This is a genomic window from Micromonospora jinlongensis, from assembly GCF_013410645.1.
GTDB classification, from domain to species: Bacteria; Actinomycetota; Actinomycetes; order Mycobacteriales; family Micromonosporaceae; genus Micromonospora; species Micromonospora zamorensis.
Window position 1 is genome coordinate 4,711,213 of record NZ_JACCHK010000001.1, and the last position, 26,074, is coordinate 4,737,286.

General features: G+C 71.4%; 20 protein-coding genes. 8 read left to right on the top strand and 12 right to left on the bottom strand.

Annotation, left to right across the window (positions count from 1 at the left end; translation table 11 throughout):
• Positions 1-61: 61 nt before the first annotated feature.
• Complete coding sequence (locus HNR22_RS21050; RefSeq protein ID WP_179781781.1) at positions 62-1,147, top strand: polyprenyl synthetase family protein; 1,086 nt, start codon at positions 62-64, stop codon at positions 1,145-1,147.
• Here HNR22_RS21050 and HNR22_RS21055 read toward each other — a convergent pair.
• A complete protein-coding gene (locus tag HNR22_RS21055; RefSeq protein WP_099849923.1) occupies positions 1,123-2,352 on the bottom strand; it encodes an MFS transporter in 1,230 nt (409 codons plus the stop codon). The two genes, HNR22_RS21050 and HNR22_RS21055, sit on opposite strands and share 25 nt — an antisense overlap.
• A gap of 154 nt (positions 2,353-2,506) precedes the next feature.
• Here HNR22_RS21055 and HNR22_RS21060 point away from each other — a divergent pair, with 154 nt between their 5' ends.
• A complete protein-coding gene (locus tag HNR22_RS21060; protein ID WP_088951141.1) occupies positions 2,507-3,289 on the top strand; it encodes an IclR family transcriptional regulator in 783 nt (260 codons plus the stop codon).
• 138 nt (positions 3,290-3,427) lie between these two features.
• On the opposite strand, the gene HNR22_RS21065 is transcribed toward HNR22_RS21060, so the two are convergent.
• On the bottom strand, positions 3,428-5,554 hold the full coding sequence (locus HNR22_RS21065) for a PhoX family protein (protein ID WP_179781782.1): 2,127 nt from the start codon (positions 5,552-5,554) through the stop codon (positions 3,428-3,430).
• Positions 5,555-5,780: 226 nt separating this feature from the next.
• Here HNR22_RS21065 and HNR22_RS21070 point away from each other — a divergent pair, with 226 nt between their 5' ends.
• Both HNR22_RS21070 and HNR22_RS21075 read left to right on the top strand, forming a co-directional pair.
• Positions 5,781-6,296 (top strand): sigma-70 family RNA polymerase sigma factor, encoded by a 516-nt coding sequence (locus HNR22_RS21070; protein ID WP_088952145.1) that lies wholly within the window; start codon positions 5,781-5,783, stop codon positions 6,294-6,296.
• Positions 6,293-7,003, top strand: coding sequence for an anti-sigma factor family protein (locus tag HNR22_RS21075; protein WP_179781783.1), 711 nt, complete (start codon positions 6,293-6,295; stop codon positions 7,001-7,003). Before HNR22_RS21070 ends, HNR22_RS21075 begins: the two co-directional genes overlap by 4 nt.
• A 61-nt stretch (positions 7,004-7,064) precedes the next feature.
• Here HNR22_RS21075 and rarD read toward each other — a convergent pair whose 3' ends face one another.
• The 4 genes from rarD to eccE all read right to left on the bottom strand — a co-directional run bounded on the left by rarD (position 7,065) and on the right by eccE (position 10,893).
• Complete coding sequence (gene rarD / locus HNR22_RS21080; RefSeq protein WP_179781784.1) at positions 7,065-8,000, bottom strand: EamA family transporter RarD; 936 nt, start codon at positions 7,998-8,000, stop codon at positions 7,065-7,067.
• Positions 7,997-8,494, bottom strand: coding sequence for a GNAT family N-acetyltransferase (locus tag HNR22_RS21085; RefSeq protein ID WP_179781785.1), 498 nt, complete (start codon positions 8,492-8,494; stop codon positions 7,997-7,999). Before HNR22_RS21085 ends, rarD begins: the two co-directional genes overlap by 4 nt.
• 112 nt (positions 8,495-8,606) lie before the next feature.
• Positions 8,607-8,993, bottom strand: coding sequence for a phage holin family protein (locus HNR22_RS21090; RefSeq protein ID WP_088951145.1), 387 nt, complete (start codon positions 8,991-8,993; stop codon positions 8,607-8,609).
• 61 nt (positions 8,994-9,054) lie between these two features.
• Complete coding sequence (gene eccE / locus HNR22_RS21095; RefSeq protein WP_425488109.1) at positions 9,055-10,893, bottom strand: type VII secretion protein EccE; 1,839 nt, start codon at positions 10,891-10,893, stop codon at positions 9,055-9,057.
• Between the two features lie 365 nt (positions 10,894-11,258).
• Between eccE and HNR22_RS21100 the strand changes: the two genes are divergently transcribed.
• A complete protein-coding gene (locus HNR22_RS21100; protein WP_179781786.1) occupies positions 11,259-11,579 on the top strand; it encodes a WXG100 family type VII secretion target in 321 nt (106 codons plus the stop codon).
• Between the two features lie 22 nt (positions 11,580-11,601).
• Complete coding sequence (locus HNR22_RS21105; protein WP_179781787.1) at positions 11,602-11,895, top strand: WXG100 family type VII secretion target; 294 nt, start codon at positions 11,602-11,604, stop codon at positions 11,893-11,895.
• Between the two features lie 85 nt (positions 11,896-11,980).
• On the opposite strand, the gene mycP is transcribed toward HNR22_RS21105, so the two are convergent.
• Positions 11,981-13,204: a type VII secretion-associated serine protease mycosin gene (mycP, locus tag HNR22_RS21110; protein ID WP_179781788.1), complete on the bottom strand. Its 1,224-nt coding sequence runs from the start codon at positions 13,202-13,204 to the stop codon at positions 11,981-11,983.
• 152 nt (positions 13,205-13,356) lie between these two features.
• Between mycP and HNR22_RS21115 the strand changes: the two genes are divergently transcribed.
• The gene (locus tag HNR22_RS21115) at positions 13,357-16,245 is read left to right on the top strand and encodes an SseB family protein (protein ID WP_179781789.1); all 2,889 of its coding nucleotides are present in this window, start codon (positions 13,357-13,359) and stop codon (positions 16,243-16,245) included.
• Positions 16,242-16,607: a hypothetical protein gene (locus tag HNR22_RS21120; RefSeq protein ID WP_179781790.1), complete on the top strand. Its 366-nt coding sequence runs from the start codon at positions 16,242-16,244 to the stop codon at positions 16,605-16,607. The genes HNR22_RS21115 and HNR22_RS21120 overlap by 4 nt, the downstream gene beginning before the upstream one ends.
• A gap of 4 nt (positions 16,608-16,611) precedes the next feature.
• Here the strand turns inward: HNR22_RS21120 and HNR22_RS21125 are convergent, their stop codons facing one another.
• The 5 genes from HNR22_RS21125 to acs form a co-directional block, all read right to left on the bottom strand.
• Positions 16,612-17,544 (bottom strand): alpha/beta fold hydrolase, encoded by a 933-nt coding sequence (locus HNR22_RS21125; RefSeq protein ID WP_179781791.1) that lies wholly within the window; start codon positions 17,542-17,544, stop codon positions 16,612-16,614.
• A gap of 105 nt (positions 17,545-17,649) precedes the next feature.
• Complete coding sequence (locus HNR22_RS21130; protein WP_179781792.1) at positions 17,650-18,177, bottom strand: hypothetical protein; 528 nt, start codon at positions 18,175-18,177, stop codon at positions 17,650-17,652.
• 59 nt (positions 18,178-18,236) lie between these two features.
• Complete coding sequence (locus HNR22_RS21135) at positions 18,237-20,669, bottom strand: immune inhibitor A domain-containing protein (protein WP_179783655.1); 2,433 nt, start codon at positions 20,667-20,669, stop codon at positions 18,237-18,239.
• Positions 20,670-21,001: 332 nt separating this feature from the next.
• Complete coding sequence (locus tag HNR22_RS21140) at positions 21,002-23,797, bottom strand: immune inhibitor A domain-containing protein (RefSeq protein WP_246380966.1); 2,796 nt, start codon at positions 23,795-23,797, stop codon at positions 21,002-21,004.
• A gap of 268 nt (positions 23,798-24,065) precedes the next feature.
• Complete coding sequence (acs, locus tag HNR22_RS21145; RefSeq protein ID WP_179781794.1) at positions 24,066-26,030, bottom strand: acetate--CoA ligase; 1,965 nt, start codon at positions 26,028-26,030, stop codon at positions 24,066-24,068.
• Positions 26,031-26,074 lie beyond the last annotated feature (44 nt).

The window sequence follows — 26,074 nt, forward strand, 5'->3', positions numbered from 1 at the left end:
GTGTTCACGTGCCGGCCCCCGGTGCGTATCCCCGACCCGGAGCAGGTCGAACGGGTGTGGCATGGTTGATGGTGTGGTGAATCCGGCGGGCGAGCGTTCAGGTGCCTCCGGCTCCGGCGGTCGGCGGGGTCGGGCGAGCACGAGTCAGTTCGGCGCGCTCGGCCTCAACCTCGCCGATCCCCGCGTCGAGGCGTCCGTGCTGGGTCTGCTGGACACGGTCGAGGTCGAGCTGCGGGCCAGTGTGTCCAGCGCCGACCCGTTCGTCACCGAGGCGGCCCGGCACCTCCTGGAGGCCGGCGGCAAGCGTTTCCGGCCGCTGCTGGTGGCGCTCGGTGCGCAGTTCGGTGATCCCACGGGTGCGCAGGTGGTCCCGGCTGCCGTGGTGATGGAGCTCACTCACCTCGCCACCCTCTACCACGACGACGTGATGGACGAGGCCGCCGTTCGCCGGGGCGCGCCGAGCGCGAACTCCCGCTGGACCAACTCGGTCGCGATCCTGGTCGGCGACTATCTCTTCGCCCGTGCGGCGGACATCGCCGCGGACCTGGGCCCCGAGGCGGTCCGGTTGCAGGCGCGCACCTTCGCCCGGCTGGTGCACGGCCAGATCGCGGAGACGGTCGGGCCGCGCGCCGGCGACGACCCGGTGACCCACTATCTCAACGTGATCGCCGACAAGACCGGCTCGCTGATCGCCACCTCGGCACGCTTCGGCGGCATGTTCGGTGGCGCGCCGGCCGAGCACGTGGAGGCCCTCGCCGGGTACGGCGAGACGATCGGCGTCGCCTTCCAGCTCTCCGACGACCTGCTCGACATCGCCTCCGAGTCGGTGCAGTCGGGCAAGACGCCCGGCACGGACCTGCGCGAGGGCGTCCCGACCCTGCCGGTGCTCTACGCCCGCGCGGCGGACGACTCCGACGCGTCCTCGGTGCGACTGCGGGAGATCCTGGCGACCGGCCCGCTGACCGACGACGCGCTGCACGCCGAGGCGTTGGGTCTGCTGCGCGAGAGCCCCGCGCTCAAGCGTGCCCGGGAGACCGTGCGCAGTTACGCCGAGGACGCCCGTGCGCGCCTCGCCCCGTTGCCCGAGAGCCCGTCCCGGCACGCCCTCGAATCGCTCTGCGACTACATCGCCGACCGCACCAGCTGATCGTCGCCCCGGCTCGCCGCACTGGCGACGCGGGTCAACAGGCGGCCGCCGCAGAGCATGAGGACGGCCGCGAGCAGCATGGACACCGCCGAGGCGGTCCACATGGCCGGATAGCCGAGGTGGGCGGCCAGTGGGCCGAGGGTCAACGGGCCGAGGCAGCCGCCCGCGTACACCCCGGTCTGGGTGATCGAGGTGGCGGCGGCCGGTGACTGCGGGTGGAGCCGGACCACCGCGAACGTCATCAGGCCGGGCCAGGCCCAACCCAGGCCGAAGCCGAGCACCACGCCGGCCACCAGCGGCACCGGGCCGGTCAACGCGAGCAGGCCCAGCCCGGCCGCGCCGACGACCAGCATCGCGGCGATGACGGCGACGTGACCGGTGACGCGGCGGTCGGCGAGCCAGCCGGCACCCACCCGCGCGGTCACGCAGATCGCACTGCCCAGCGTCAGGGTGAGGCCGGCGAGGCCCGGCGACATGCCCCGGGCCGCCGCGGAGTCCACCAGGAAGGTGCCCAGCGCGTTCGCTGCGGCCGCGGCCAACGTCGCCGCCGCGCCGACCACCACCAACGCCGCCGTGGCCCGGCCAGCGCGCGTCGCGCCGGCCCGCCGCGCCCGGAGGGGCACCTGCCGGGGTACGGCAGCCAGCGTCATCGTCGCGACCACGGCCGCCGCCACGAACGCCCAGCGCCAGCCGACGGTCAGCGCGATGGTGGGCACCGCCGCCCCGGCCAGCAGTGTGGAGACCGGGATGGCGGCCTGCTTGACGCCGAACGACAGCCCTTGCCGTCGGGCCGGCACGTGCTGGGCCAGTGCGGCGTTGCTGGCCAACTGGCCGAGCGCGTTCGCGGCGGCGCTGAGCGCCAGCAACCCGACCAGCACCGGGTACGACCGGGCGAAGGCCGCCACGGCCAGCATCGACCCGGCGGCCAGCACGATGCCGCAGCGGGCCACCAGGGCCGCTCCGTACCGCTCGACCAGGCGACCGGAGGGCACCGAGGCCAGCGCGCTGACCCCGAAGTAGACGGACACGGCCAGGCCGAGGCCGGCCGGGGAGAAGTCGAGGTCCCTGCCCATCTGCACGGCGAGACCACCGAGCAGGAAGACGGGGAGTACGCAGGCCACGGTGGTGGCCACTGCGCCGGCGCTCGCCCTGATCGGGTGGGAGGGGGCGACGGTCGGGTCGGGGGTGATGGCGTTGTTGGTCATCGTCCGGCAAACCTACGTGAGACTCGCTCAGACCACTCCCGGTGATGGTCGGGGCACAACGAGTGGATGGTGATCTGGCATCCTCGACCCGAACAGGCATTTCGCACCGGGCCTGTTTTTCATATGGTGTAAGTCCCCGGCGGCGGAGGTGGTTGTGCGCGACCCCTTGGCAGAACCTTCGGACCTGATCCGCAGCGTGTCCCGAGCGCTGCGGGTGCTGGAGTCGGTCGGTCGCGCCCCGAAAGGCCTGACCGTCAAGCAGATCGCCCGACGGTGCGAGCTGACCGTGGCCACGACCTACCACCTGGTCCGCACCCTGGCCTACGAGGGCTACGTGATCCGTCGCGAGGACGGCACGTACATCGTGGGGTTGGAGGTGGCCGACCGTTACCGGGAGCTGGTGACCGCGTTCCGGGGCCCGCCAGCGGTCGGTGAGACGCTGCGGCGGGCCGCACTGGACACCGGCTACAGCCACTACCTGGGTCGCTTCGTCGGCGGTCAGGTGGCCCTCACGGCGGTCGCCGAGGGGCACCGCTCGCCCTACCTGGAGGACCTGGTCCCCGGCTTCGACGAGGGGGCGCACGCGACAGCCCTCGGCAAGTCGCTGCTCGCCACCCTCACGGTCGACCAGCGCAACCGCTACCTGCGGGAGTACGGCATGCGCCCGTTCACCACGGCCACGCTGACCACCACCGAGACGTTCGAGGCCGACCTGGCCGCCGGCGACCGGCGCGGCATGCAGTTGGAGATGGGCCAGTTCCGACAGGGGGTGGCCTGCGCGGCGGTGCTCGTCGCGCCGGACAAGGACATGGAACGCCGTGTCGTGCTGGCCTGCGCGTTGCCGGCCAGCGAGATGATGACCTCCGCCCGGGTGGTGCGGGCCAAGCTGCTCACAGTGGCCCGCAGCGTCGCCGACGGCATCGCCTCCGACAACTGACGCACCACGGGCGAGAGGCCCTCTCCCGATCTGGGAGAGGGCCTCTCGCGGCGGTCCAGCGCCGGACCGCCTGAGCAACGTCAGCGGCCGGTCGGCCGGCTGGGCAACGTCAGCGGCCGGTCGGCCGCGGGTGTGGCGTCAGCTGCCCACCGGGCCGCCGTCGAGACGCCAGGTGACCACCACGCCCGGCTTGGCGTAGTCGCCGTCCGGCCAGTTCGAGGCCGGGTTCTCCACCGACGCGCCGGTGATCTCGCCCGGGTGCTGCACCGCGACGAAGACCGACCGGTTGTCGCCGGTGATGAACGGGCCGCAGGTCTCCGCGCCGAGCGGCACGGTCAGGAACTGCTTCAGGTGACCCCGCTCCGGGCCCTCGACGGCGGTGGCGAACAGGCCGTCGTTGCTGCCCAGCGCGTTGCCGTCGGTGGAGATCCACAGGTTGCCGGTGGCGTCGAAGGCGACGTTGTCCGGGCAGGAGATCGGGGAGACCTTGGTCTTGTCGTACCCGGCGAAGAAGGTCGACGCGTCGGTCGGGTCGCCGCAGACGATCGGCAACGACCAGGCGAAGGTCTCCGAGGTGTTGTCGTTACGGTCCTCGACCAGCTCCAGGATCTGCCCGTGCTTGTTGGCGACCCGAGGGTTGGCCTCGTCGGCCTTCGGGTTGCTGCCCACACCCCGGTTGGTGTTGTTGGTCAGCGCCACGTACACCTTGCCGGTGAGCAGGCTCGGCTCGACGTCCTCGGGGCGGTCCATCTTGGTCGCGCCGACCTTGTCGCCGGCGAGCCGGGTGAAGGTGAGCACGTCCGCGGCGGTCATGCCCTCGACGAACGACCGGTTGCCGCTGACCAGCTTGACCCAGCGACCCCGGCCGTTGAACGCGCCGTCGGTGGGGAGCTTGCCCGTGCCGTCGATCTCGGCGGCGCTGGTCTGGTCGAGCTTCGCCACGAAGAGCGTGCCGGACTCCAGCAGGGTCAGGTTGTGCTTGCGGGCAGCCCAGGAGTTGCCCTTCATGAACTTCTGGTCCGAGACGAACTTGTAGAGGTAGTCGAACCGCTCGTCGTCGCCCATGTACGCGACCACGTGGCCGTCCCTGGCCACGATCACGTTCGCGCCCTCGTGCTTGAACCGGCCCATCGCGGTGTGCTTGCGCGGGCGGCTCTCCGGGTCGAACGGGTCGATCTCGACGATCCAACCGAACCGGTGCGCCTCGTTGGGGTGCCTGGCCAGGTCGAAGCGCTCGTCGGCGCGCTCCCACTTGCGACTGCCGCTGGGGTAGCGGCTGGCGGTGCTGATGCCGTAGCGGTCCAGCTTCGGCCTCAGCTCGGCCGGGGCGGCGTCGGCGCCCACGAAGTACTGGTTGAAGTTCTCCTCGCCGGAGAGCACCGTGCCCCACGGTGTCACGCCACCGGCGCAGTTGTTCAACGTGCCGACGACCGTACGACCCTTCGGGTCGGCGGCGGTCCTCAGCCAGGCGGAGCCGGCGGCCGGGCCGGTCAGGTCGAACTTGGTGCTCAGCGCGGTGACCCGCCGGTTGTACGCCCGGGGGCCCTTGTCGACCGGCTTCCACTGCCCGGTGCCCGCGACCCGCTCCAGCTCCACCACGGACATGCCGTGCGCGGCCATGGCGGTGCGCAGCTGCTCGACCGACAGCCCGTCCAGGCCGGGGAAGGCCGGGAACATCAGGTCCTCGTTGGTGTACTCGTGGTTGACCACGAGCAGCGCCCGCCTGCCCTGCTTGTCCAGCGGCAGCACGCCCACGAAGTCGTTGTTGTAACCGAACTGCTTGGACTGCGCGGTGGCGGTCTGGTGGTGCAGGTTGAACTCCGGCGCGCCCGGCAGCACCGGGTCACCCCACTTGATCACCACGGCGTGGTCGTAGCCGTTCGGCACGACCAGGGTGTCCAGCTTGTTCGGTGGGATCGGCTTGAAGGTGAGCGCGCCACTGCCGACACCGGTGCTGGGACGACCGAAGCCGAAGGCCTCCGGGACGTCCGGGGTGGTGGGGGCGGCCATGGCGGGGGCCGCGCCGGCGAGCGCCCCGGCCGCCGCGCCGCCGAAACCGAGGACCAGGGCGCCGACCGCCCCGGCCCGGACCACGCCGCGCCGCGTGACCTCGGCGTTCACCACGTCACCGAAGTACGCGTTGTCGGAGGTGTTCGGTACCGGGTGGTCACAGGCGTTTCCGCAGCGGTACAGACAGGTCATGGCGTCGCGGGTGCCATGGCGGGTGCCGGTCAACAGGGGGAGCAGCCGGGGGCGGTCGCTCATGGGAGAAGCCTCCAGGGAGTCGGTGGCACGACAGGCGGCGTACCCGCCGGACGCTAGGAGGACGTGGTGAGCGCACGTCGGCCACTGTGTGAACCGGGCATGAACACCTTCGCGGGCGGCAACCGGCACGCAACCGGTCTGACCTCGGGCTGAACCGATCGGCGTGACGGCACGTATTCCCGAGCGAACGCACCGCCGGACGCGCGCCGGAAGCGAGGAGACCGCCATCAGCGACCACGACGCCCAACTGCTGCGCGCGCTGCACGACGAGCACGCGGAGGCGCTGTACGCCCATGCCCTGCGGCTGGTCAACGGGGACCGGCAGCGCGCCGAGGACCTGGTGCAGGAGACGCTGCTGCGAGCCTGGCGACACCCGGAATCCCTCGACCCGCAGCGCGGTTCGGTGCGGTCCTGGTTGTTCACCACGGCCCGGAACCTGGCCATCGACGCCTGGCGGCGGCGGTCCACCCGGGTCGGCGAGGTGTTCACCGACGATCTGCCCGAACCGCCGGACGTGATCGACGAGGCCGAGCGGGCGGTGGAGGCGTGGACCGTCGCCGAGGCGCTGAACCGGCTCAGCCCGACCCACCGCGAGGTGCTGGTCGAGTGCTTCTACCAAGGGCGGTCGGTGGCCGAGGCGGCATCCCGGCTGGGCGTACCGCCGGGGACCGTGAAGTCCCGCACCCACTACGCGCTGCGGTCTCTACGGTTGGTGCTGGCCGAGATGGGGGTGACGGGATGACGCAGTGCGAGTTCGCGTACGACGATGGCGCGTACGTGCTGGGCGCCTTGGCCCCCGCTGAGCGGGCGGCCTACGAGCGGCACCTCTCCGGCTGCGCCTCCTGCCGGGAGGCGGTCGCCGAGATCGCCGTCCTGCCCGGGTTGCTGGGGCGTCTCGACCCGGCGGGGTTGGAGCAGATCCTGCCGCCGCCGGCCCCGCCCCGGGTGCCCGCGCTGATCGAGGAGGCCCGACGTCGCCGGAGGCGGGAACGCTCGGCGGACCGCCGACGGTACGCGCTGACCACACTGGCCGCCGCCGGGCTGGCCCTAGTCGTCGGTGTCGGTACCGCCGCGGCGCTGCCCCGACCGGTCGCACCGCCCCCGACGGCACAGGGCACCCCTGGCCCGCAGGTGTCGATGGTCGCCATGCGGCCGGTGGCGGCGGCCGGGCCGGTGCACGCCGACATTGGGCTGGTCGGCACCAAGTGGGGCACCCGAGTGACCATGCGGTGCGGGTACGACGCGCGGACGAGCTACGGCAAGGCGTACCCGTTCCGGCTGGTGGCGCGAGGCCCGAACGGCGCCACCGAGCAGATCGGCTCCTGGCTCGCGGCCCCCGGTGACGACCTCAGCTTCACCGGCGCCACGAGGTTCACCGATGCCGAGCTGGCCAGCGTGGAGCTGCAGAAAGCCGACGGCACCCCGCTCCTCACCTACGCAGTCCCCTGACCGCCCCGCCCCGCGGGCCGGGGTCGATCATGGAGTTGTGGTGGGTGACAAATCCCCCGAACTATGGCCGGGCGGGCACCCCAACTCCATGATCGACCGTAGGTTCGGGTCGGTGCGCTCGCGTGCGGCGGGAGTTGCGCACCGCGTCAGCGGTGAAGACGATCAGGGCGAGCCAGACCAGCGCGAAGCCGGCGAGGCGGGCCGGTGGCATGGGCTCGTGGAAGATCAGCACGCCGCAGCCGAGCTGAAGGATCGGTGCCAGGTACTGGACCATGCCGAGGCTGCTCAGCGGCAGCCGGTTGGCCGCCCCGGCGAACATCAGCAGCGGGATCGCCGTGGCCGCACCGGCCAGCACCAACAGTGCGGTGTGCCCGGCCGAGACGTGCCCGAACGTCGAATCGGCTCTCGCCATCAGCCAGGCGAGGTAACCCAGCGCCGGCAGCGCCAGCACCGCCGACTCGACGAAGAGCCCTTCCGCCGGCGGCAGCCCCAGCCGCTTCTTGACCAGGCCGTAGCCGGCGAAGCTGAACGCCAGGGTCAACGCCAGCCAGGGCAACCGGCCGTAGTCCACGGTGAGCACCGCGACCGCCGACGCGCCGATCCCCAGCGCCGCCCACTGCGCCGGGCGTAGCCGCTCCCGCAGCACCGTCACCCCGAGCAGCACCACGACCAGCGGGTTGATGAAGTAGCCGAGCGCGGTCTCCACCACCCGGTCGGAATTGACACCGTAGATGTAGGTGCCCCAGTTGACAGCGATCAGCGCGGCGGCGGCGACCATCCCGGCCATCGCCCAGGGCCGACGCAGCAGCGCCCGCAGGAAGCCGACGTTGCGCAGAGCGGCCAGCAGCAGGGCCACGAACACCACCGACCAGACGATCCGGTGGGCCAGGATCTCCAGCGGGCCGGCGGGCCGCAACAGCTTCAGGTAGAGCGGGAAGAAACCCCAGAGCAGGTACGCGCCGAGGCCGTAGAGGTATCCCAGGCGGAGAGGCGTCACGCCTCCACCGTAAGGGGCGTACCGTCCCTTTGTTCCTTTCCGGTGACCGGGGTCACCGGGATTCGCCGGTCGAGGTTCATCCACCGCTCGGGCACGTCGAGCGGCGTGAAGCCCACCCGCGCGTACACCTGATGTGCGTCGTTCGTGGCCAGCAGGATCCGGCGTACGCCCAGCTCGTCCAGGTGGTCGCGGGCCGCGCCGGCCAACCACCCGCCCAACCCGCGACCACGGGCGGCGCGGTCGACGTACACGTCGCAGAGCCAGGCGAAGGTGGCCCGGTCGGTGACCACCCTGGCCACCGCGACCTGGCAGCCGTCCTCGGGCCGGTAGACGCCGAACGGCAGGGAGCCGGCGAACGCCCGGTCGACGGTGTCCCGGTCGCGTCCGAGTGCCCAGTACGCGTCGGTGGACAACCAGTGGTGCACCAGGCCCAGGTCGAGCAGGGCCGGGTCGGTGCTGAGCAGATAGCCGTCGGTGCGGGTCAGCGTGAACACGATGCGACGCTAACCGCCCAGGTGGGGACCCGTGCCGGCCAATTCCCGAACTCTGGTCACCGGCCTGCCCGGGCCCCGGCCGGAGCCCCGGGCGGGCCGGTGCGTTCGGCGGTCAGTCCCGGTCGAGGACGGCGCCCAGGATCCAGGTCACGATGCTCACGAAGAGGGCACCGAGCACAGCGGCCGGCCAGAAACCGTCCACGGTGAACGGCAGCCCGGCCTGGTCGGCGATCCAGCTGGTGAGCAGGAACAGCAGCCCGTTCACCACCAGCGCGATGAGACCGAGGGTCAGCAGGTAGAAGCCGCAGCCGACCGTCTTGATGAGCGGCTGGAGAACCGCGTTGACCACGCCGAAGATCACCGCCACCAGGAGCAGCGTGGTCACCGTCTCTCCAGCGGAGTTCGACTCCAGAGAGATGCCCGGAATGAGGAGTGTGGCCAGCCAGAAAGCCAGCGCTGTGCTGGCCAGCCGAATCAGCAGACCTTTCAGAAAACCCATGGCGGGGATCGTGCCACGGACCACGCACCCACGTAACCCGCCAGGTGACCACCACGGCGGATCAGCCGCGCGCCGGACGCCCGATCAGTTGCGACTCGATCGGCGTGGGGGAGAGCAGAGCCCAGCGGAGCGCCCGCCGGTTGACCACGGCCACCATGTCGTCCCGGATCCGGGTCAACCACTCGGCCGACCCACCCAGCCCCAGCGCGGTGCCGGCCAGCGCGGCCTCGGCGACGCTCAGCGGTTGCAGCAGCGCCAGGTCGACCCGGCTCAACGCGTCCACGTCCGCTGGGGTCAGCTCGTCGCGTACCACCAGAGTGGCGCGCCACGGCGGGCCCGGCTCGGCATCGGCCGGCACCGACCCGGCGTCGACGACCAGCAGCAACGGGCGCAGCGCGCTGCCCACCCCGTCGGCCACCGGTCGACCGGGTGGGATCAACGGGATCGTCCCGCCCGGTGCGCCCACCCCCCGGACGAACGGCTCCCAGGCGCGCGGTCGGGAGGTCTGCACGACCACCAGGGCACCGAGCGCCAGGGCGCGCAGGGACACCAACTGGGCGGCGCGCACCCCACCGACCAGCAGCACCCGGGTGCTCTCCGGCCGGAACAGTCGGACGGTGACCGCCCCGCCGTGCCGGTTGGTGCCGACCATCATCCCGGCATCGCCCAGAGTGAGATCCCAGTCGTCCAGTGCGGGGCGGGGCTGCGCTTCCCGGGTGGTCAACGCCAACGGCAGCGTGGCGGCAAGCCCGCCCAGGTGTGCGCCGTCGAGCCGCCGCAGCTCCCCGCCCAGGTCGTTCACCAGGCGCTCCAGGGCCTCGGCGGCCACGGTCAGCTCGGTCGCCGTCTGAGCGGCCAGACGTACGGTCAGCTCGGTCGGCAACCCGGCGCCGGCGACCGGCGCCGGCCCTGCGGAGATCGACACCGTCGTCGCGGTTGCCGGGAGCGCGAGCAGCCGGGGCACCAGCCGCCGTGCACCTGTGCCTTCCGGCCACCGGATCAGCCGGAAGGTGGCCTGGATCAGGGTGCCGGACCGGAGCGCCGGCCAGGACTCCCGGACCCGGTCGCCGTCGTGATGGGCCAGCTCGCCCAGGACGCACAGCGCCGCCGGCACGCCGAGCGGCCGCGCGGTCAGCGACCCGAGCCGGCGGACGATCCGGCGTACGGTGCCGGCGAGCACCCGGCGCAGGTCCTCCTCGGACCAGCCGTCGACGCGCAGCACCCGTACCGCCAGCACCGCCCGTTCCCGCCCGGCGAGCCGCCCGTCGGTGAGCTGCCGGTACGACGTCCCGACGGTGCCACCCGCGGCCGGCACCGGTGCCGGTGATCCATTGAACAGCAGTTGGACCCGCAGCGGGGGCGTGTGCGGCCCGGTCTGGGGCAGCAACATGGACGGCGCCGGGATGGCCCGGGACGCGTCGCCGAGCAGATCGCCGGGGTCCCCGAGCTCCAGGAGCACCACCATGCCCTCGGTGTCCTCCAGCACCGCCGCGGGCCCGCCGGTCAGCTCGGTCGACTGGACGACGGTGCCAGGTGCGACGAGGTCGAGCAGGTCGGCCGCTCCGGCCGGCCCGGTCAGCTCCCGACGACGGGTCAGATGCCCGGCGGCGGTGCCCAACCACTCGAAGAGCCACCGGCCCCGGACCCGGAGCACGGCGACGGCCACCAGCAGCACCGCGACCAGTGCGGCGGCCGCGGTGACCGGTGCGGGCCGGCCGAGGGCGGTGAGGACGAGCGCCGTCGCGACCTGCGTGGCGACCAGTTGACCGGCCCGCACCCCTGCACGGGTGCGCGGAGCGGGCGACGCCCAGCGGCGCAACGGCGAGCGCCGACGCGGTGCGCGCTGATCGGCCGAGCCTGGGCTGCGGTCGGGGGGTTGGCCCGGCGCACCCGGCCCGATCGCCCGGGGGACGGCACCCGGCCCTGACCTCACCGGTGTCGCCGGGTGCGGCCCTCCGGTGGTGATCGCCGGCACCGCGCCTCCTCGATCAGTCGGGACCGGGTCGGGCGGTCGGCCGCCCTCGGACGGCCCGTCACGCGCCGCGACGTGGCTGCAGCACATCGTAAGTGACCGATGGCTGCCGTGGTTGTCCACAGGGGAGAGGCGGGGGGTAGCAGAACTGCTACGGGATCGCTACCGTCAGCCACGGAGTTCGTCGCTGACCCGTGTCTCAGTGCTCGACGACCGGGCCAAGCGAACGACGCGCCCCCAGGGCGGGCGCGTTCGAGGGCCAGGCGCGATCAGAGAGACGAGGTGACATCGGGGTGTCCCAGACGCAGGCAGAAGCCGCGGTGATGCAGCAGACCGCCGCGAAGTTCGAGCAGGTGGACCAGTCGTTGCAGTCCATGCTGACCGGCCTGCTGGCCGAGCTGGAGGTGTTGCAGCAGGCCTGGCGTGGCGCAGGCGGCCGATCGTTCGAGCAGGTCAAGCAGCAGTGGTCACAGGACCAGGCGGTGCTGCACAGGGCGCTGCGGGAGACCGCCGGCGCGATCCGCACCGCCGGCCGGCAGTACGACGCCTCCGACGACGAGGTGGCCAGCCGGGTAGCCGGCACCAACCGCGGCGGCATCCAGCTGCCGCTCTGATCCCGCCCGGGAAGGACATCCGATGGACCATGGTGTGCTGGTCGTCAACTTCGCCGCGCTTCAGCAGGCCGGCGCCGACATCCACAAGGCCCTGAACAGGCTCGACTCGCAACTCGGTCAGCTTGAGCGGGACGCCGCTCCACTGGTGGCGAGCTGGACGGGCGAGGCCCGCGAGGCCTACGAGCAGCGGCAGGCGCGGTGGCGCTCCGCCTCGCAGGACCTCCAGGCGATGCTGCGGGACATCAAGTTGGCGGTGGGCGACTCCGCCAACGACTATCTGGACACCGAAAAGAAAAACGCCGGGCTGTTCCAGTGAGCGCGGTGGGCCGGGAGCGCTGACCATGTCCAGGTCGGTGCCCCGGCCGCCGCCACGCGGCGGCCAGGGCGGTGGGCTGGTCGGATCAGGCCTGGCCGGCTGGGCGCCAGCGTCGGCGGGCACCACGGGGCAGCACCAGGGCGAGCAGCACCACGGTGGCCGCCGTCGTGCCGACCACCGCACCGACCAGCAGGGCCCGGTCCCGTGCCGTCGCCCGTCGGGCCCGGTGGGCGAGCACCGCCGGGTCGGGCCGGTCGTCGGCGAGCGCGGTGACCGGTCGAGGGCCCCCCGCACGGCTGCCGCTGGTCTCGGTGACCGCCCGGTACGGGTTCAGCACGCCGGCGCCGTACCCGCCGCCGTGGCCCGCGCCGGGAGCTGGATCGGCGGTGGCGATGATCCGCTCCGCCACCTGGGCGGCGGTCAACTCCGGTCGATACTGGCGCAGCAACGCGGCGGTGGCGGCCACGAAGGGTGCCGCGTAGCTGGTGCCCTCGACCTGATGGTGGCCCGCGCCGGGGGCGGCGGTCAGCACCTCGCTGCCCGGCGCGACCAGGTCGACGTACGGCCCGGTCTGCGAGAACGTCGCCCGTCCACCGTCCGCCCCGATCGCCCCCACGCCGAGCACCCCGTCGTAGCCGGCGGGAAACGGTTGAGGGTCACCGCTGTCGTGCAGGTTGCCGGCGGCGGCCACCAGCACCACGTCCCGGTCGACCGCATACCGCACGGCCGAGCGGACCTCCGGGTCGTCCGCGTACAGCACCACGGACAGGTTCACCACGTCGGCGTCGTGATCGACGGCCCAGCGGATGGCCTGTGCGAACTCGTCGGCGCTGACCGTTCGCCCCGATTCCCGCCCCTGCACCACCTGCTGCTCACTCACCCGCACCGGCAGGATCCGGGCATCCGGTGCGAGACCGTGGAAGGCGACCCCTGCGCGGGGTGTCGCCGCGATGATGCTCGCCACGCCGGTGCCGTGCCCGGCGCAGTCCCGACTGCCGTCCCCGCCGGGGTCGAGCAGGTCGGTGCCGGCCAGCACGCGTTCGGCCAGTTGGGGGTGCGCCCGGTCCACCCCGGAGTCGACCACCGCGACGGTCACCCCGGCGCCGGTGGCCAGCGGCGCGAGCCGGGCGGGGTCGTACCGTTGCTGTGGCCAGGGTGCTGCCGTGACCGGTCGGGCCGGGGCGAGCGGGGTCGCACAGACCGGTGCCGCACGGAGCCTGGCGGTGGTGGGGACGGTCGGGAGGCCCGGTACGGTCAACAGGCCGGCGGCCAGACCTGCGAGGACCGGGCGCGCGATCGATCGGGACATCGACAGCCTCCGTATCGTGTCGGCTCCGGGACGGGATGTTATCGCCTCATCCGCGCCCCGGCGGGCCGCCGACGGCCAGCCATTGTGATCTTGGTACCACCTTGTAGGTTGTACGCGATACCTGTGGCCTGTTCTCGGAAGGGGAGGTGGCCGTGACCGCATGGGAGCCGGCCACGGAGGCCGAGGTGGCGATGCGCGACGCGCTGCGCGCCAACGACCAGGAGCTTTACTTCCGACTCCTGTCCCGCACGGATCTGCTGTTGCCGGTCGCCGCCCCGACGCAACCCGGCCAGCCACCTGCCGGCTGGGGCACCTGGACCACCGGCGGCCGGACGCATGTCCTGGCCTTCACCTCCGCGGCCGCACTGCGGGCCTGCCTCGGCGATCACCCCGGCAGCAACCGACGTGTCCCCTTCGCCGACCTCGCCGTCGGCTGGCCAAACCACGAGTGGTGGCTCGCGGTCAACCCCGGTCTGCCGATCGAGGGCTACCTGCCGGCCTGGTTCGTGGCTCAACTCTCCCGTGGCGACGTGCGACTGCCCGGCCGCGCCATGGGTGCCCGCGCCCGCCTGGAGCGGGTCGAAACCCTCGCCCGCAGCCGGACCGGCCCGCCCGGCCGGGACACCGCACCAGCCGCTGGTCGGCCCTCCGGGGCGGGTACGTCGTCGCCCGGGTCCGAGCCGGTCCCGCCGGTCCCGCCGGCCCCGGCCGCCCCAGGTCGGCCTGCCCCGGTTCCGCCTGCGCCGAGCCCGCTCGCCCCGAGCCCGCTCGCTGCGGTGCCGCCCGCTGCGGTCCCCTCTGCGTCGGTCTCCCCTCGGAGGCCCCCGCAGGGTGTGTCGCCTCGGGTCGCTGCCCCGGCGCCCTGGACGCCCGGCCCCGCTGATCCGTCCCGCCGACCCGGCGAGGAGAACCTGCCGGCCGCCGGTCAGCGCCCCCCGACCGAGCCGCCGCGACCCGGCCTGCCGGGCACCGGCGCCCTTCCCCGCTCCGCTCGCCCGTCCCGGTTCGCACCCTTGACGCCCGCCGAACGTCCCACTGCCGACCAGTCGAGGCCCGGCGCGGGCTGGCCGGCGGCGGACCGGCCGGGCGACGACGGCCTGACCGGGGGCAACGGCAACGGCGGTCCCCAGGCCGCTCGACGTTCCTTTTTCGAACCGACCCCCGTCCGGGACCGGGCAGCGGACCCGAACGCGAGTGGGGGCCGCCCCGGCGACCGGGCGGCACCACCGACGCGCTTCGGGCGAGGCAGCCAGCCGTTCCCACGCCGCCGTCCCGCCGACGGGCCCGCCGACGAGAACGCGACCCGGGCCTTCCCGATGGCGGATCCGGACGCCACCCGGCCACTTCGGCAGCCGGCGGGCGACCTCGGCACGTCCCGAGGGGTACGCGCACCGGCACCCGGTGAGGAAGTCACCCAGCCGCTGCCTCCCCGCCGGCCCGACCCGGCGGCGGAGGAGGTCACCCGCGCCTTCCGGATGACCGGTGAGTCCCCGGCGACCCGGTCGTCGGCACGGCCGAGCCCGCCGGCGGACGAGACCCAGGCGATTCCCCGCGACCTGCCGAACCGGTTCGCCCCGGTGGAGGAGGTGTCGGCCGCGGAACCGGTCTCCGGTCCGCCCGCACCGCGCCGCGGCTTCACGCCCATCGTCATCGAGGGCACCATCATCGAGTCCCGCGACCTCACCGACCCGGTCGAGACCAGCGGCCCGGCCGCCCCTCCCCGAGGGCCCCGCCCCGCCGAGACCGCCCCGCCACCGTTCGGCACGACGCACTCCGGGCCGGGTCTGTTCGAGCCGTCGTCTGCCGGTCCCCGCCCGTCCGGTCCGGCGTCGTTCGTCCCCGCGCACCCCGCCCCGGGCCCGTCCACCGCCCGCCCCACAGGTCCGGCGGAGGACGGCGACGTGGGCGGTGTGCACACCGACGTCCGCGCCGGCGACCCGGTCGGTGCCGACCGCGCCGACACCGACAGCCCGTCGGTCGGCGTGACCAGCACGGATCCGACCAGCGAGAGCGCCACCAACGAGGGCGGTGACGGGCAGCGCCCGCCGGCCGACGAACCGGCGGTGGTCGAGTTCGACCCGGCCAACACGGTCGAGGAGGACCTGCTCGGCGCCGCCGGCTCCGGCAGCACCGACACGTTCCTGTCCACCCTGCTGCTGGCCCGTGTCCTGCTGCCGGCGGCACCCGAATCGCTGCGGGGAAGCCGCCCCGGCGATGCGGGCTTCGTCTGGCGTACGGCACAACTCGACGGCGAGACGTACGTGGTGGTCTACACGTCGCCGGAGCGCCTCGCCGACCACTTCGAGGGCGACGTCGACACGGTCCGGGTGAAGTTCGCCCAACTGATCCGGCGCTGGCCGGACGAAGACTGGTCGTTCGCCGTCAACCCGGGCACCCCGGTCGGTGCCAAGTTGCCCGGCGAGCAGATCATCGCGTTGGCCAACTGGGCTGCCGAGGTCGGGCTCGGTGACGACCTGGAGGTGGACCAGGAGGAGGCGCCGGCCGTGGCGGAACCCGCCGCCCGCCCCCGGTACGCTCCGGCGGCTGTCGACCCGACCCGACCGACTGTCATGCAGAAGGCGATCGCGCCCAGCCAGCTCGCCTACTACCTGGATCGGGGCTACGACCGGGTCTCCGGCTTCGTGCACCGGGCCGGTGAGCTGGCGCACCTGACCACGCCGGCTCAGGTGCACGACGCGCTCGGCCTCAGCTACCCCGGATCCCCGTTCTCCCGCGACGCCGAGGAGATCTACGTGCTGCGCTGGCCGGCGCACCGGCCGAGCCTCTACCGGATCCCGTACGGCGGTCAGAACGAGCCGGCGATGCGGGCCATGGAGGGCTGGGTCATCGAGCGCCCGCCGTTCCGGGGCAACGGCTTCGCCCCGGGTGAGAGCAGCGACGTGGTGGCCGAGTTCAAGGTGGACAGCGCGCGCCTCCCGCACGGCGCGCAGCTGTGGCGGGTCGGTGCGGACGGCACCGAGCGGGTCATCGCAGAGCTCGACACCGACGCGGTGGTCTGGCGACGGGTCGGGGAGGCGTGATGCGCGACGGTTACGTGGCCCGTTGGCAGGGCCGGGAATACCAGGCCAGCCCGGACGGCGACAACGTCCGCCTCTACCAGCCCGAGCCGGGCGAGGGCTTCGAGGAGGTCCGCGCGGGCCGGTACGTCCGGGTGCTACCGGCGAGCGACATCGAGGATCTGGCGTACGTGCGCACCACCTGCACGTGGCAGGGGCAGCCATTCATCGTGCTCGGCGAGCACGACGCCTGGCTGCGGGTGGAATACACCGGTGGCCGCTGGCCGGTGGCGGAGGCGATGCGGCTGGAGGTCTTCGACTTCGGCGTCTACCAGGGTTGGGCACCGGCCGCCGAGGTCACCGACCTGCGGGAGCAGCGGGTCTGACCGGTCAGGTCTTGGCCCAGCGCAGGATTTCGCCGAGCACCAGCTCCGGTGCCTCCAGGTGCGGGAAGTGCCCCACCCCGTCGAGCAGCCGCCACTCGTACGGGGCGACGACGTAGCGGCCGGAGCCCAGGGCGGTGCGCGGCAAGGAGGCGACGTCCAGTGCGCCGTGCAGTTGCAGGGTCGGAGTGGACAGCGGCTTCTGCATGAGGCGGATGAACCGGTAGCCGTGCAGCCGCAGCAGCGAACGGAACGCCCAGCGGTATCCCTCCAGGGCGCAGAACGCGGCCTGCGGGATGCACATCGCCTCCCGACACCGCTCGGCGTACGCCTCGAAGTCCGACCCGGCCACCCAGCGCGGCCCGCCCCAGCGGTGCAGGATCTCCCCGATGGCCGCCGCGCCGTCCCGGGTCAGCACGTGCTCGTAGCGGGGTAGCTGGAACTTCAGCGCCAGGGTGGAGGCGGCGAACTGCCCGCGCGGGTCGGCGAAGGTGGCGGTGCGCAGCCGCAGCGGGTGCGGTGCCCCCAGCACCACGAGCCGGCGGACCAGGGACGGGTGGAACGAGGCCACCGTCCAGGCAACCATGCCACCGAGGCCGCTGCCGACGATCGTCGCCGACCGTTCACCGAGCGCCCGGATCAATCCGGCGATGTCGGCGGCGAGGGTGTAGCCGTCGTACCCCCGGGGTGGTTTGTCGCTGGCGCCGTAACCGCGCAGGTCGACGGCGACCGCCCGGAAGCCGGCGTCGGCGACCGCCGGGAGCATCTGGTGCCACGCCCACCAGTGCTCCGGAAAGCCGTGCAGGAAGAGCACCATCGGGCCGGTGCCGGCCTCGACCACATGGAACCGGCTGCCGTTGGCGCCGACGAAGCGGTGCGTCCACGGCCCCTCGGTGAGGACACAGGACTCGTCGACGGCTCCGCCGCGCTGGTCGGTCATGGCAGACAGCCTAGGGCCCGGTTGCCGCTGACGGCCCCGGTGGTCGCGTTGAACAGGGAGAAGCCCGGGTTGTCCCCTACCGGCGGTAGGTGGCGGGTCGCTGTGTCACGGCGCGACGATGCTGACGCGGATGCCCGGGCCGCAGTCGATGTCGGACGACCGGGAGACGACGCGGAGGGTGACGAAGCTTCCCTCGGTCAGGTTGCCGGCACCCGGGCCGTGCAGGGCGTACGCGCGGCCGTCCTCGGCCACGAGGCCGTAGCAGGGGCCGGAACCGCCCCGGGTGATGTGGCCCGCGATCAGGCCGCTGTCTCGTAGGTCGGTCGGCGGTGTCGGCTTGGGCGGCTTTGGCGGAGTGCCGATGGATGGCGGGAGTGTGCGCGACAGCGGCGGCGTGAAGGCCCGTGAGGGCGGGGCTGCGGGCTGGGCGGGCCTGGGTGCGCCGGGGGTGGGTGCGTCCGCCGTCGGGGTGTCGGAAGCCGAGGGAGCAGCCAGGGGACCGGCGCCCTCCGGGTCGGCGCACGCGGTCAGGGGCAGCAGAAGGAGCGCGGCGAGGAGGGTGACGCGTGAGGGGAGGTGCACGGTGATGGGACGTTCCAGCAGGTCGCCGGGTTCCGCCTGTCGATGGGACAAAGCGCGGCGCCCGGGCAGGTGACCCGCCCGGGCGCCGCTGGGTGTTGCTGAATCAGTGGTCAGCTGATCCGGATCTTCATCGAGGTGCCGTTCTGCTCCTTGACCTCGATCTTGACACCGGCTGCGGGGAGCTTGACGCCGTGGTTCGGCAGCTCCTCGTAGAAGTACTTCTTGGTGTCGTTGAACACGGGCTCAGCGGCCTGACCGCGGATGTACTGCGGCTGGCTGTTGAGGTGCAGCGTGAACGAGTCAGCCTTCTTGAGGCTGAACGGTGCGTCGTACACCTGGACCCGGGCGCGCCACGGAGCACCGGTCAGGTTGTAGATCGGGCGCGGGTGCGCGTCGATGTACAGGTTCCGACCCTCACCCGGGTGACCACCCGGGTTGCTGGGCGAAACCGGAGCGGTGTTGTTGTCGGAGAACCGCGTGTTCCAGTACGAGATGAGCAGGCCCTCCTGGTACGCGTAGTGGTCCACCCAGTCCGGGCGGGTGTTCGCGTAGCCGAAGAAGTACGGGCCGGTCTTCAGGTACTTGTCGTACGAGACGTACGACCGGTTGCCGGCGATGTAGTAGTTGTCGAACAGCCGGGTGTAGGTCGCCCCGACCACCTCGAACTTCTCCAGAGCCCAACCCGCGTCGGTCTCGGCACCGTCGCTGAGCACGGTCTGACCGTCGGCGGTCACGGTGATCGCGTCACCGAAGAAGCCGCCCTCGGAGACACCACCGTCGGTGACGTAGTGCAGGCGAACCTGAGCCACCTTGCCGGCGACCGAGGTCAGCGGGATGTTGATGTCAGCCCAGGCGCCATTGCTGCTGCCGGCGAGGGCCGGACGACCTGCGCCGTCGACGCCGATCGGCTTGCCGCCGACCGTGCCGTCCAGGTCGGTCCAGGTCTGACCGCCGTCGGTCGACGCCTCGAAGTAGAGGTAGTCGTAGCCGGCCTCGATGCTGTACTTGCCCTTGAGCGACATCGCCGCCGCAGACTTGCCGGTGAGGTCGAACGTCCTCGTCATCTTGCTGTCGAGGTCGTCCTCGTTACCGGAGAAGTACTGCTTCGATCCTTCGAACGGTGCGCCGTAGTTGAACGTGTACTCCCGCTGGGGAAGCACCACCACGGCGGCCTGTGCCTTCTCCGAGTTGTACTCCTGCGGGCCGAGGTCCAGCGTGCGCTTCTGCCCCGCCACGACCACCTCGTAGTCGAGCCAGCCGAGCTGGAGCTTGTTCCACGCGCCGAGGTCGCCGCCACGGTCACCGATGGCCGGGTCGTTCTTCGCGCCGAGCCGGCTCTGGGCCATCAGGGTCCAGTGCTCGTTGTTGTTGTCCGCCGGTCCGTAGTCGTCCGGCAGGCCCAGGTCGTGGCCGTACTCGTGGTAGAAGACGCTGCGGCCGCCGTTTTCCGGCTGGATCGTGTAGTCGCGGATCCAGACGCCGGTGTTGCCGATCTGGGTGCCGCCGATCGGGAAGTTCGGCGGGCCCACGGGCGAGCTGTTGAACGCCGACCAACGGTGGCTCCAGATGGCGTCCTCACCCTGCTGCGGGTCACCGTCGGCCTGGTCGCCGCCGGAGTGGACGATCTGGAAGTGGTCGATGTAGCCGTCCGACTCGTTGAAGTCGCCGTCACCGTCGAAGTCGAAGCGGTCCCACTGGTCGAAGGACTTCATCTCCGCGGCGATCTGCGCGTCCGTGCGGCCCTTGGCCTTCTGGTCGACGACCCACTGGTTCGCGGCGTCGCGGATCAGGGCCCAGGTGTTCGAGCAGACGTTGTCGCCGCAGACGGCGGGGTCGCCGGTCGGGTCGTCGTCGGCCTTCGGGTCGTCGGAACGACCGTAGCGGGCCTCGTTGTACCGGACCTTGACCCAGTCGGTCACCTCACCCTCGACGGTGTAGCGACCCGAGGACTGAGCCTCGTAGTACTGCTTGAGCGACTCGTCGCCCGGGTTGGTGCCGAAGTAGATCTGGCGGAAGTGCTCCGGGCTGAAGTCCGGCTGCCAGATGGTGGAGTTGTCGACCGCCCGGTTCGGCTCCGGGATCTTGTTGTGCAGCGGACCGTCGAACGTCGCCGGTCCGGCGATGTCCGGGTTCATGTCCTTGTCCGGGTAGGACGGGTGTCGCTCGTCACCGAACTCGGCCAGGATCACGAAGATCTTGTCGGTGCGCTCCCGCTGGAGCTCGACGTACTGATCCTGGGTCGGCTGGGCGGCGGCTGCGGAACGGGCGTTGGCGTTGGTGCCCGCCTTGCCGACCTGACCGACCTTGACGACAGTGCTTCCGTTGCGCTGAATCGGCTTGCTGCGACCGCTCAGCACATCGCTGAGACCCTGCTGACGCAACGCGCGGCGCTTGTCCTCGAGCTTGTCGGGGAGTTCGTCCTGCAACGCCTGCGGTTCGGCAGCGGCCGGTGCTGCTACCGGCAGTTTGGGCTGAGGCGCCGCCGAGGCGGACGGGCCGAAAGCCAGGCCTGTCGCCGTCAGTGAGAGCCCGAGCAGACCCACTGCGACTTTGCGCACGTGGTACCTCCGGTGTGAGGGAACCGACCCAACGGGGGTACGGGCCGGTGGGAGATCGATCCCACTAGTGGGACCAATGGTGAACATAGACACTGCCGGGACGGGTGGGAAGATGCACGCGTCGATTTGTTGCAAGATTTTGTTGGGAATGCTTTTCACCGTCACACACCCGGGCTTCAGCAGCCACGCTGACCAGCGAGGACGCCGAAACCGTCGTATACAACGATTCATTTCGATCAGCTTGATCGATGTACGACAGTGGGGCCGGCGGCGTCTCCGCCACCGGCCCCACCATCAGTTGTTGATGCGCGAAACCGTTACTTCCTCGCCGGGGTGACGAAGATCGTGGCGGACGAGTTGTCCCGTGCCGCCTTCTTGATGGTGAGCGAGACGCCGTAGTTCACGCCCTGGTCGCCGGGGTTACCGGTGCCCAGCACGATCGCGCCACCGCCGAGGGTCGTGCCGTAGAACTCCGGTGCCGGGCTGCCGTCCGGGTGGGTGACCCGGGTGGTGTACGGCGCGTTGTTCCGCGACGGCACCACCACCGAGGCGTCGTTGTCCCGCGCGTACGGGGCCCCGTCGCGCATCTCGATGCCCGGGTACCAGGTCTTGGCGTCCGTGAAGCTCTTCACCGGCGCCTGCGCCTTGAACTTCGTGCAGTACGCGCTGTACGGCTCGTCCGCCGCCTCCAGGCACTCGGTGAAGGGGTACGTCTTGTTCAGCGAGAAGGCCGCGTTGGCCGACTGCGGACGGCTGGGCAGGTTGTCCGTCACCGACGGGTCCTTCACCGCCGCCTCACCGGTACGTCGGTACGGGTCGAAGTGCGAGTCGACGATGAGCAACCCACCCTTCGCGCCGTAGCTGGGCAGCGCGGTCATCTGCCCGGTGACGTGGTTGACGTCGCCGAGAGCGCTGTCCCGGTACCAGACCAGCATGCCCGGCGCGTTGTAGGAGATCCGGTCGACCTTCCACGCGTCGTGCGAGTAGATGGTGTCGTAGGCGTACTTCAGGCCCTTGTCGAAGCCGTCGAAGTTGCGCCACTCCGCCAGGTAGAACTGGGCGTGGACCTCGGTGCCGCTGGAGATCTTCCAGCCCCCGCCGGTGGTGTCCACGAAGGTGCCACCGGTGGCCGTCCAGCCGTTGGCGCCGCCCTCGACGTCGTCACTCCACGTGGTGGCGCCGCCGCCGGTGACCGAGAAGTCGTCGACGAACCAGTTGCGCTCCTCGAACGCCTCGTCGGTGGCCTGGCGCAACCGCAGCTGCACGGTCGTGCCCGCGTACGCCGACAGGTCGACGTAGTCGTGGCGCCAGCCGTTCGTGCTGCCGGTCAGGCCGTACTTCTTGCCGCCGAAGTCGTTCATCCGGCCGTTCGGGTCCGGGTAGCCGTCCGGCGTGGTGACCACAGTGCCACCCTCGTCGTACACCTTCTGCTCGGTCCAGGTCGTACCGCCGTCGGTCGAGAGCTCGACGAAGCCGTAGTCCCAGTCCTCCTCGATGATGTAGTTGTTCCACATCCAGAACTTCGAGTCCGCTGCCGCCGGCACGTCGACCGAGCGGCTGAGCTTGACGTCGGCCCACTCCTGGTCGTTGTTGCTGTGCCACATCTTGGTGCCGCTGTGCGGGGTGGCCAGCGTCGTCACCTTGTCCGGCAGGTCGACCTTGATGCCGTCCTCGGAGTCGATCGGGGTACGCGACGTCTGGCCGAGCTTCACCTCGCGGGGGTTCGACCCGGGGCGGATGGTCAGCGGGTCGGCCCAGCCGAGCACCCACTTGTCCCAGATGCCCATGTGCGTGGGCAGCGCCTGGAAGATCTCACCGGAGTGCGATCCCGAGGCCATCAGGTCCCAGAAGTCCACGTCGGAGTCGGCGTTGCCGGACGTGTCGTAGAGGTCCGGCAGGCCCAGGTCGTGGCCGAACTCGTGGGCGAAGACCCCGACACCGGCGTCCTCGGGCTGCACGATGTAGTTCGACGCCTTGAGGTTGGTGCCCGGGATGGTGTAACCACCGGCGACCGTGGAGGAGTGCGCCCACACGGCGTACACGCCCTCGGCGCCGCCGCCGCGCGACTTGCCCTGACCGGCGTGCACCAGCACGAGGTGGTCGATCACACCGTCCGGCTCGTAGACGTTGCCGTCACCGTCGCGGTCGGCCTGGTCCTCGATGTCGTAGTCGGCCCACGGGAAGCTCGGGTCCTTCGCGACGAGCGCGTCGATCGCGTCGGTCGCCAGGCGGCCCGCGCCGGCCGGGTTGTCCGGGTGGCCGTTCATGGACTGCTCACGGCCGGGGACCCAGGCGCCGGTCTCGTCCTGGAAGCAGCGGTTGGCGGCGTACCAGCCCTCCGAGTGCGGCACGGTGATCCACGGGCTGGCCTGCCCGTCCACCGTGTACGCGTTCTTGGACATCTCCAGGTACATGTTGTGCATGGTGCGGCCGGAGAGGTCGACACCCTTCCTGCCGTCCGGGCCCCGCAGGTCGGTGCGGACCCGCTCGGTGATGCCCTTCTTGCTGTAGAGCATCTTGTTGTAGTGCGACGGCGAGAAGTCCGGCACCCACATCGAGTTGTTGTCCTCGTGGGGCAGGGTCGCCGGGTTCGGGATGTTGTTGTGCTTCGGGCCGTTCTGCACGGTGCCGGGCACACACGTCCGGTCCTCGAACACCGTCTTCGGGACCATCACGCCGGTGAAGTCGTCGTTGGCCTTGTCGTTGAACTCCACCAGCAGCGTGAGCAGCTTCGCCGTCTGGGTGGTCGGCGACTTCTTGAACTGCCGGGGGTTCTTGCCCGTCTTGAGCGACCGGGCTTCGTCCTTGGCGAGCTGCCGCGCGGTCACCGGGTTGCCCCGGGCGTGCTTCTGGTCGAACTCGCGCGCGGACTCCACGGCCGGGGTGTAGACGCCACCCTTGCCCTTGACCTCACGGCCGGTGGTGTCCGGCTGCACCTCGGGCTCGGCGTAGTTGATGTAGTGCTCGTCGGCCCCGATCACCGCCCGGGGGGTGGGGGAGGACGACTGGGCCGCCGCACTGCCGGTCACGGTCAGTGACGTGGCCGCGAGGGCGATGGCGGGTAGCGCGACGAGTAGTCGTCGGCGCGCCCCGGACTGCGGTTTGTGGTTCATGCCGCTCCATTTCTCGGGCATGGGGAGGAGGACGTTGGCGTGGCCGACCATCGATGCGATGAGCGTCGAACTCTGCCAACCTGCGTGAACCTAAATCACAACCGGCCGAAAGGACAGGGGTGGTCCGCCTCGTGTGTCCGTTCAGCTCCCCCGGCTCCACCGACCGACCGATGTGACACTGGCCAGGCCGTGCGTGCCGTACCCGTAAGAAAATGACGGAGGGTGGCGGTCCGCACGGACCGCCACCCTCCGATGTGTACGCCTGCCGTCAGTCCTCGTCGGACTTGGTGCCGCTCATCCCCGAGGAGATCAGGTCCATCACCGACGAGTCCTGCAGGGTGGTGACGTCGCCCAGCGACCGGTTCTCCGCCACGTCCCGCAGCAACCGGCGCATGATCTTGCCGGAGCGGGTCTTCGGCAGCTCCGCCACCAGCATGATCTGCCGGGGCTTGGCGATCGGGCCGAGCGTCTTCGACACGTGGTTGCGCAGGTCGGCGATGAGCTGCTCACCGGCCTCGCCGGCGATGTCCGTGCTGCCGCGCGGGATGGCGAACGCGACGATCGCCTGACCGGTCGTCGGGTCGGTCGCACCGACCACCGCCGCCTCGGCCACCGACGGGTGCGACACCAACGCCGACTCCACCTCGGTGGTCGAGATGTTGTGCCCGGACACCAGCATCACGTCGTCCACCCGGCCGAGCAGCCAGATGTGCCCGTCGTCGTCCTTCTTCGCCCCGTCACCGGCGAAGTACATGCCCTCGAACCGCGACCAGTACGTGTCGATGAACCGGTCGTCGTCACCCCAGATGGTGCGCAGCATCGACGGCCACGGCTCGCGCAGCACCAGGTAGCCGCCACCACCGTTCGGCACCGACTGGCCCTGGTCGTCCACCACGTCGGCCACGATGCCCGGCAGCGGGGTCATCGCCGAACCCGGCTTGGCCGCGGTCACACCCGGCAGCGGGGAGATCATGATGGCGCCGGTCTCGGTCTGCCACCAGGTGTCCACCACGGGTAGCTCGCCCCGGCCGACGTACTGCCTGTACCACATCCAGGCCTCGGGGTTGATCGGCTCACCGACGCTGCCCAGCAGGCGCAGCGAGGACAGGTCGAAGCCGGCGGGGATGTCCTCGCCCCACTTCATCATCGTGCGGATCAGGGTGGGCGCGGTGTACAGGATGCTCACCCGGTACTTGTCGACGATCTCCCAGAACCGGCCCTTGTGCGGGGTGTCCGGGGTGCCCTCGTACATGACCTGGGTGGCGCCGTTGGAGAGCGGCCCGTACACGATGTAGGAGTGCCCGGTGACCCAGCCGATGTCCGCCGTGCACCAGTAGACGTCCGTCTCCGGCTTCAGGTCGAAGACCGCGTGCGTCGTGTACGAGGCCTGGGTGAGGTAGCCGCCGGTGGTGTGCAGGATGCCTTTCGGCCGGGCCGTGGTGCCGCTGGTGTAGAGGATGAACAGCGGGTGCTCGGAGTCGAACGGCTGAGCGGTGTGCTCGGGCGACGCGGTCTCCACCGTCTCGTGCCACCAGTGGTCCTTGTCCGACCACGCGACGTCCTCGCCGGTGCGGCGGACCACCAGCACGTGCTCCACCGACGGGCTGTTCGCGACCGCCTCGTCCACTGTGGGCTTCAGCGCCGACGGCTTGCCCCGCCGGTAACCGCCATCCGCGGTGATCACCACCTTGGCGCTGGCGTCCTGGATGCGGTTGCTCAGCGAGTCGGCCGAGAAGCCGCCGAAGACCACGCTGTGCGCCGCGCCGACCCGGGCGCACGCCAACATGGCCACCGCCGCCTCCGGGATCATCGGCAGGTAGATCGCCACCCGGTCGCCGGCGGTCACCCCCAGGTCGGTGAGCGCGTTCGCCGCCCGGCAGGTCAGCTCGTGCAGATCGGCGTACGTGAGGGTGCGGGTGTCGCCCGGCTCGCCCTCCCAGTGGATCGCGACCTTGTCGCCGAGCCCCGCCTCGACGTGCCGGTCGAGGCAGTTGTACGCCACGTTGAGCTGCCCGCCCACGAACCACTTCGCGAACGGCGGGTTCGACCAGTCGAGCACCTCGTCCCACTTCTTCGACCAGGCCAGACGGTCGGCCTGCTTCGCCCAGAAGGCGAGCCGGTCGGTCTGGGCCTCGGCGTACGCGTCGACGGTGACGTTGGCGTGCGCGGCAAGTTCGGCCGGCGGGGGGAACTGGCGCGTCTCGTTCAGCAGATTTGCCAATGCCTCGCTCATGCCGTGACTCCTCGTCCTCGGGGTGACCTGGTCCTCGGGGTGAC

Coding starts and splice junctions, on each gene's coding strand:
- HNR22_RS21050 (WP_179781781.1), top strand. CDS start 62: ATGGTTGATGGTGTGGTGAATCCGGCGGGCGAGCGTTCAGGTGCCTCC.
- HNR22_RS21090 (WP_088951145.1), bottom strand. CDS start 8,993: ATGGGTTTTCTGAAAGGTCTGCTGATTCGGCTGGCCAGCACAGCGCTG.
- HNR22_RS21105 (WP_179781787.1), top strand. CDS start 11,602: ATGGACCATGGTGTGCTGGTCGTCAACTTCGCCGCGCTTCAGCAGGCC.
- HNR22_RS21055 (WP_099849923.1), bottom strand. CDS start 2,352: ATGACCAACAACGCCATCACCCCCGACCCGACCGTCGCCCCCTCCCAC.
- acs (WP_179781794.1), bottom strand. CDS start 26,030: ATGAGCGAGGCATTGGCAAATCTGCTGAACGAGACGCGCCAGTTCCCC.
- HNR22_RS21065 (WP_179781782.1), bottom strand. CDS start 5,554: ATGAGCGACCGCCCCCGGCTGCTCCCCCTGTTGACCGGCACCCGCCAT.
- HNR22_RS21075 (WP_179781783.1), top strand. CDS start 6,293: ATGACGCAGTGCGAGTTCGCGTACGACGATGGCGCGTACGTGCTGGGC.
- HNR22_RS21125 (WP_179781791.1), bottom strand. CDS start 17,544: ATGACCGACCAGCGCGGCGGAGCCGTCGACGAGTCCTGTGTCCTCACC.
- HNR22_RS21140 (WP_246380966.1), bottom strand. CDS start 23,797: ATGAACCACAAACCGCAGTCCGGGGCGCGCCGACGACTACTCGTCGCG.
- mycP (WP_179781788.1), bottom strand. CDS start 13,204: ATGTCCCGATCGATCGCGCGCCCGGTCCTCGCAGGTCTGGCCGCCGGC.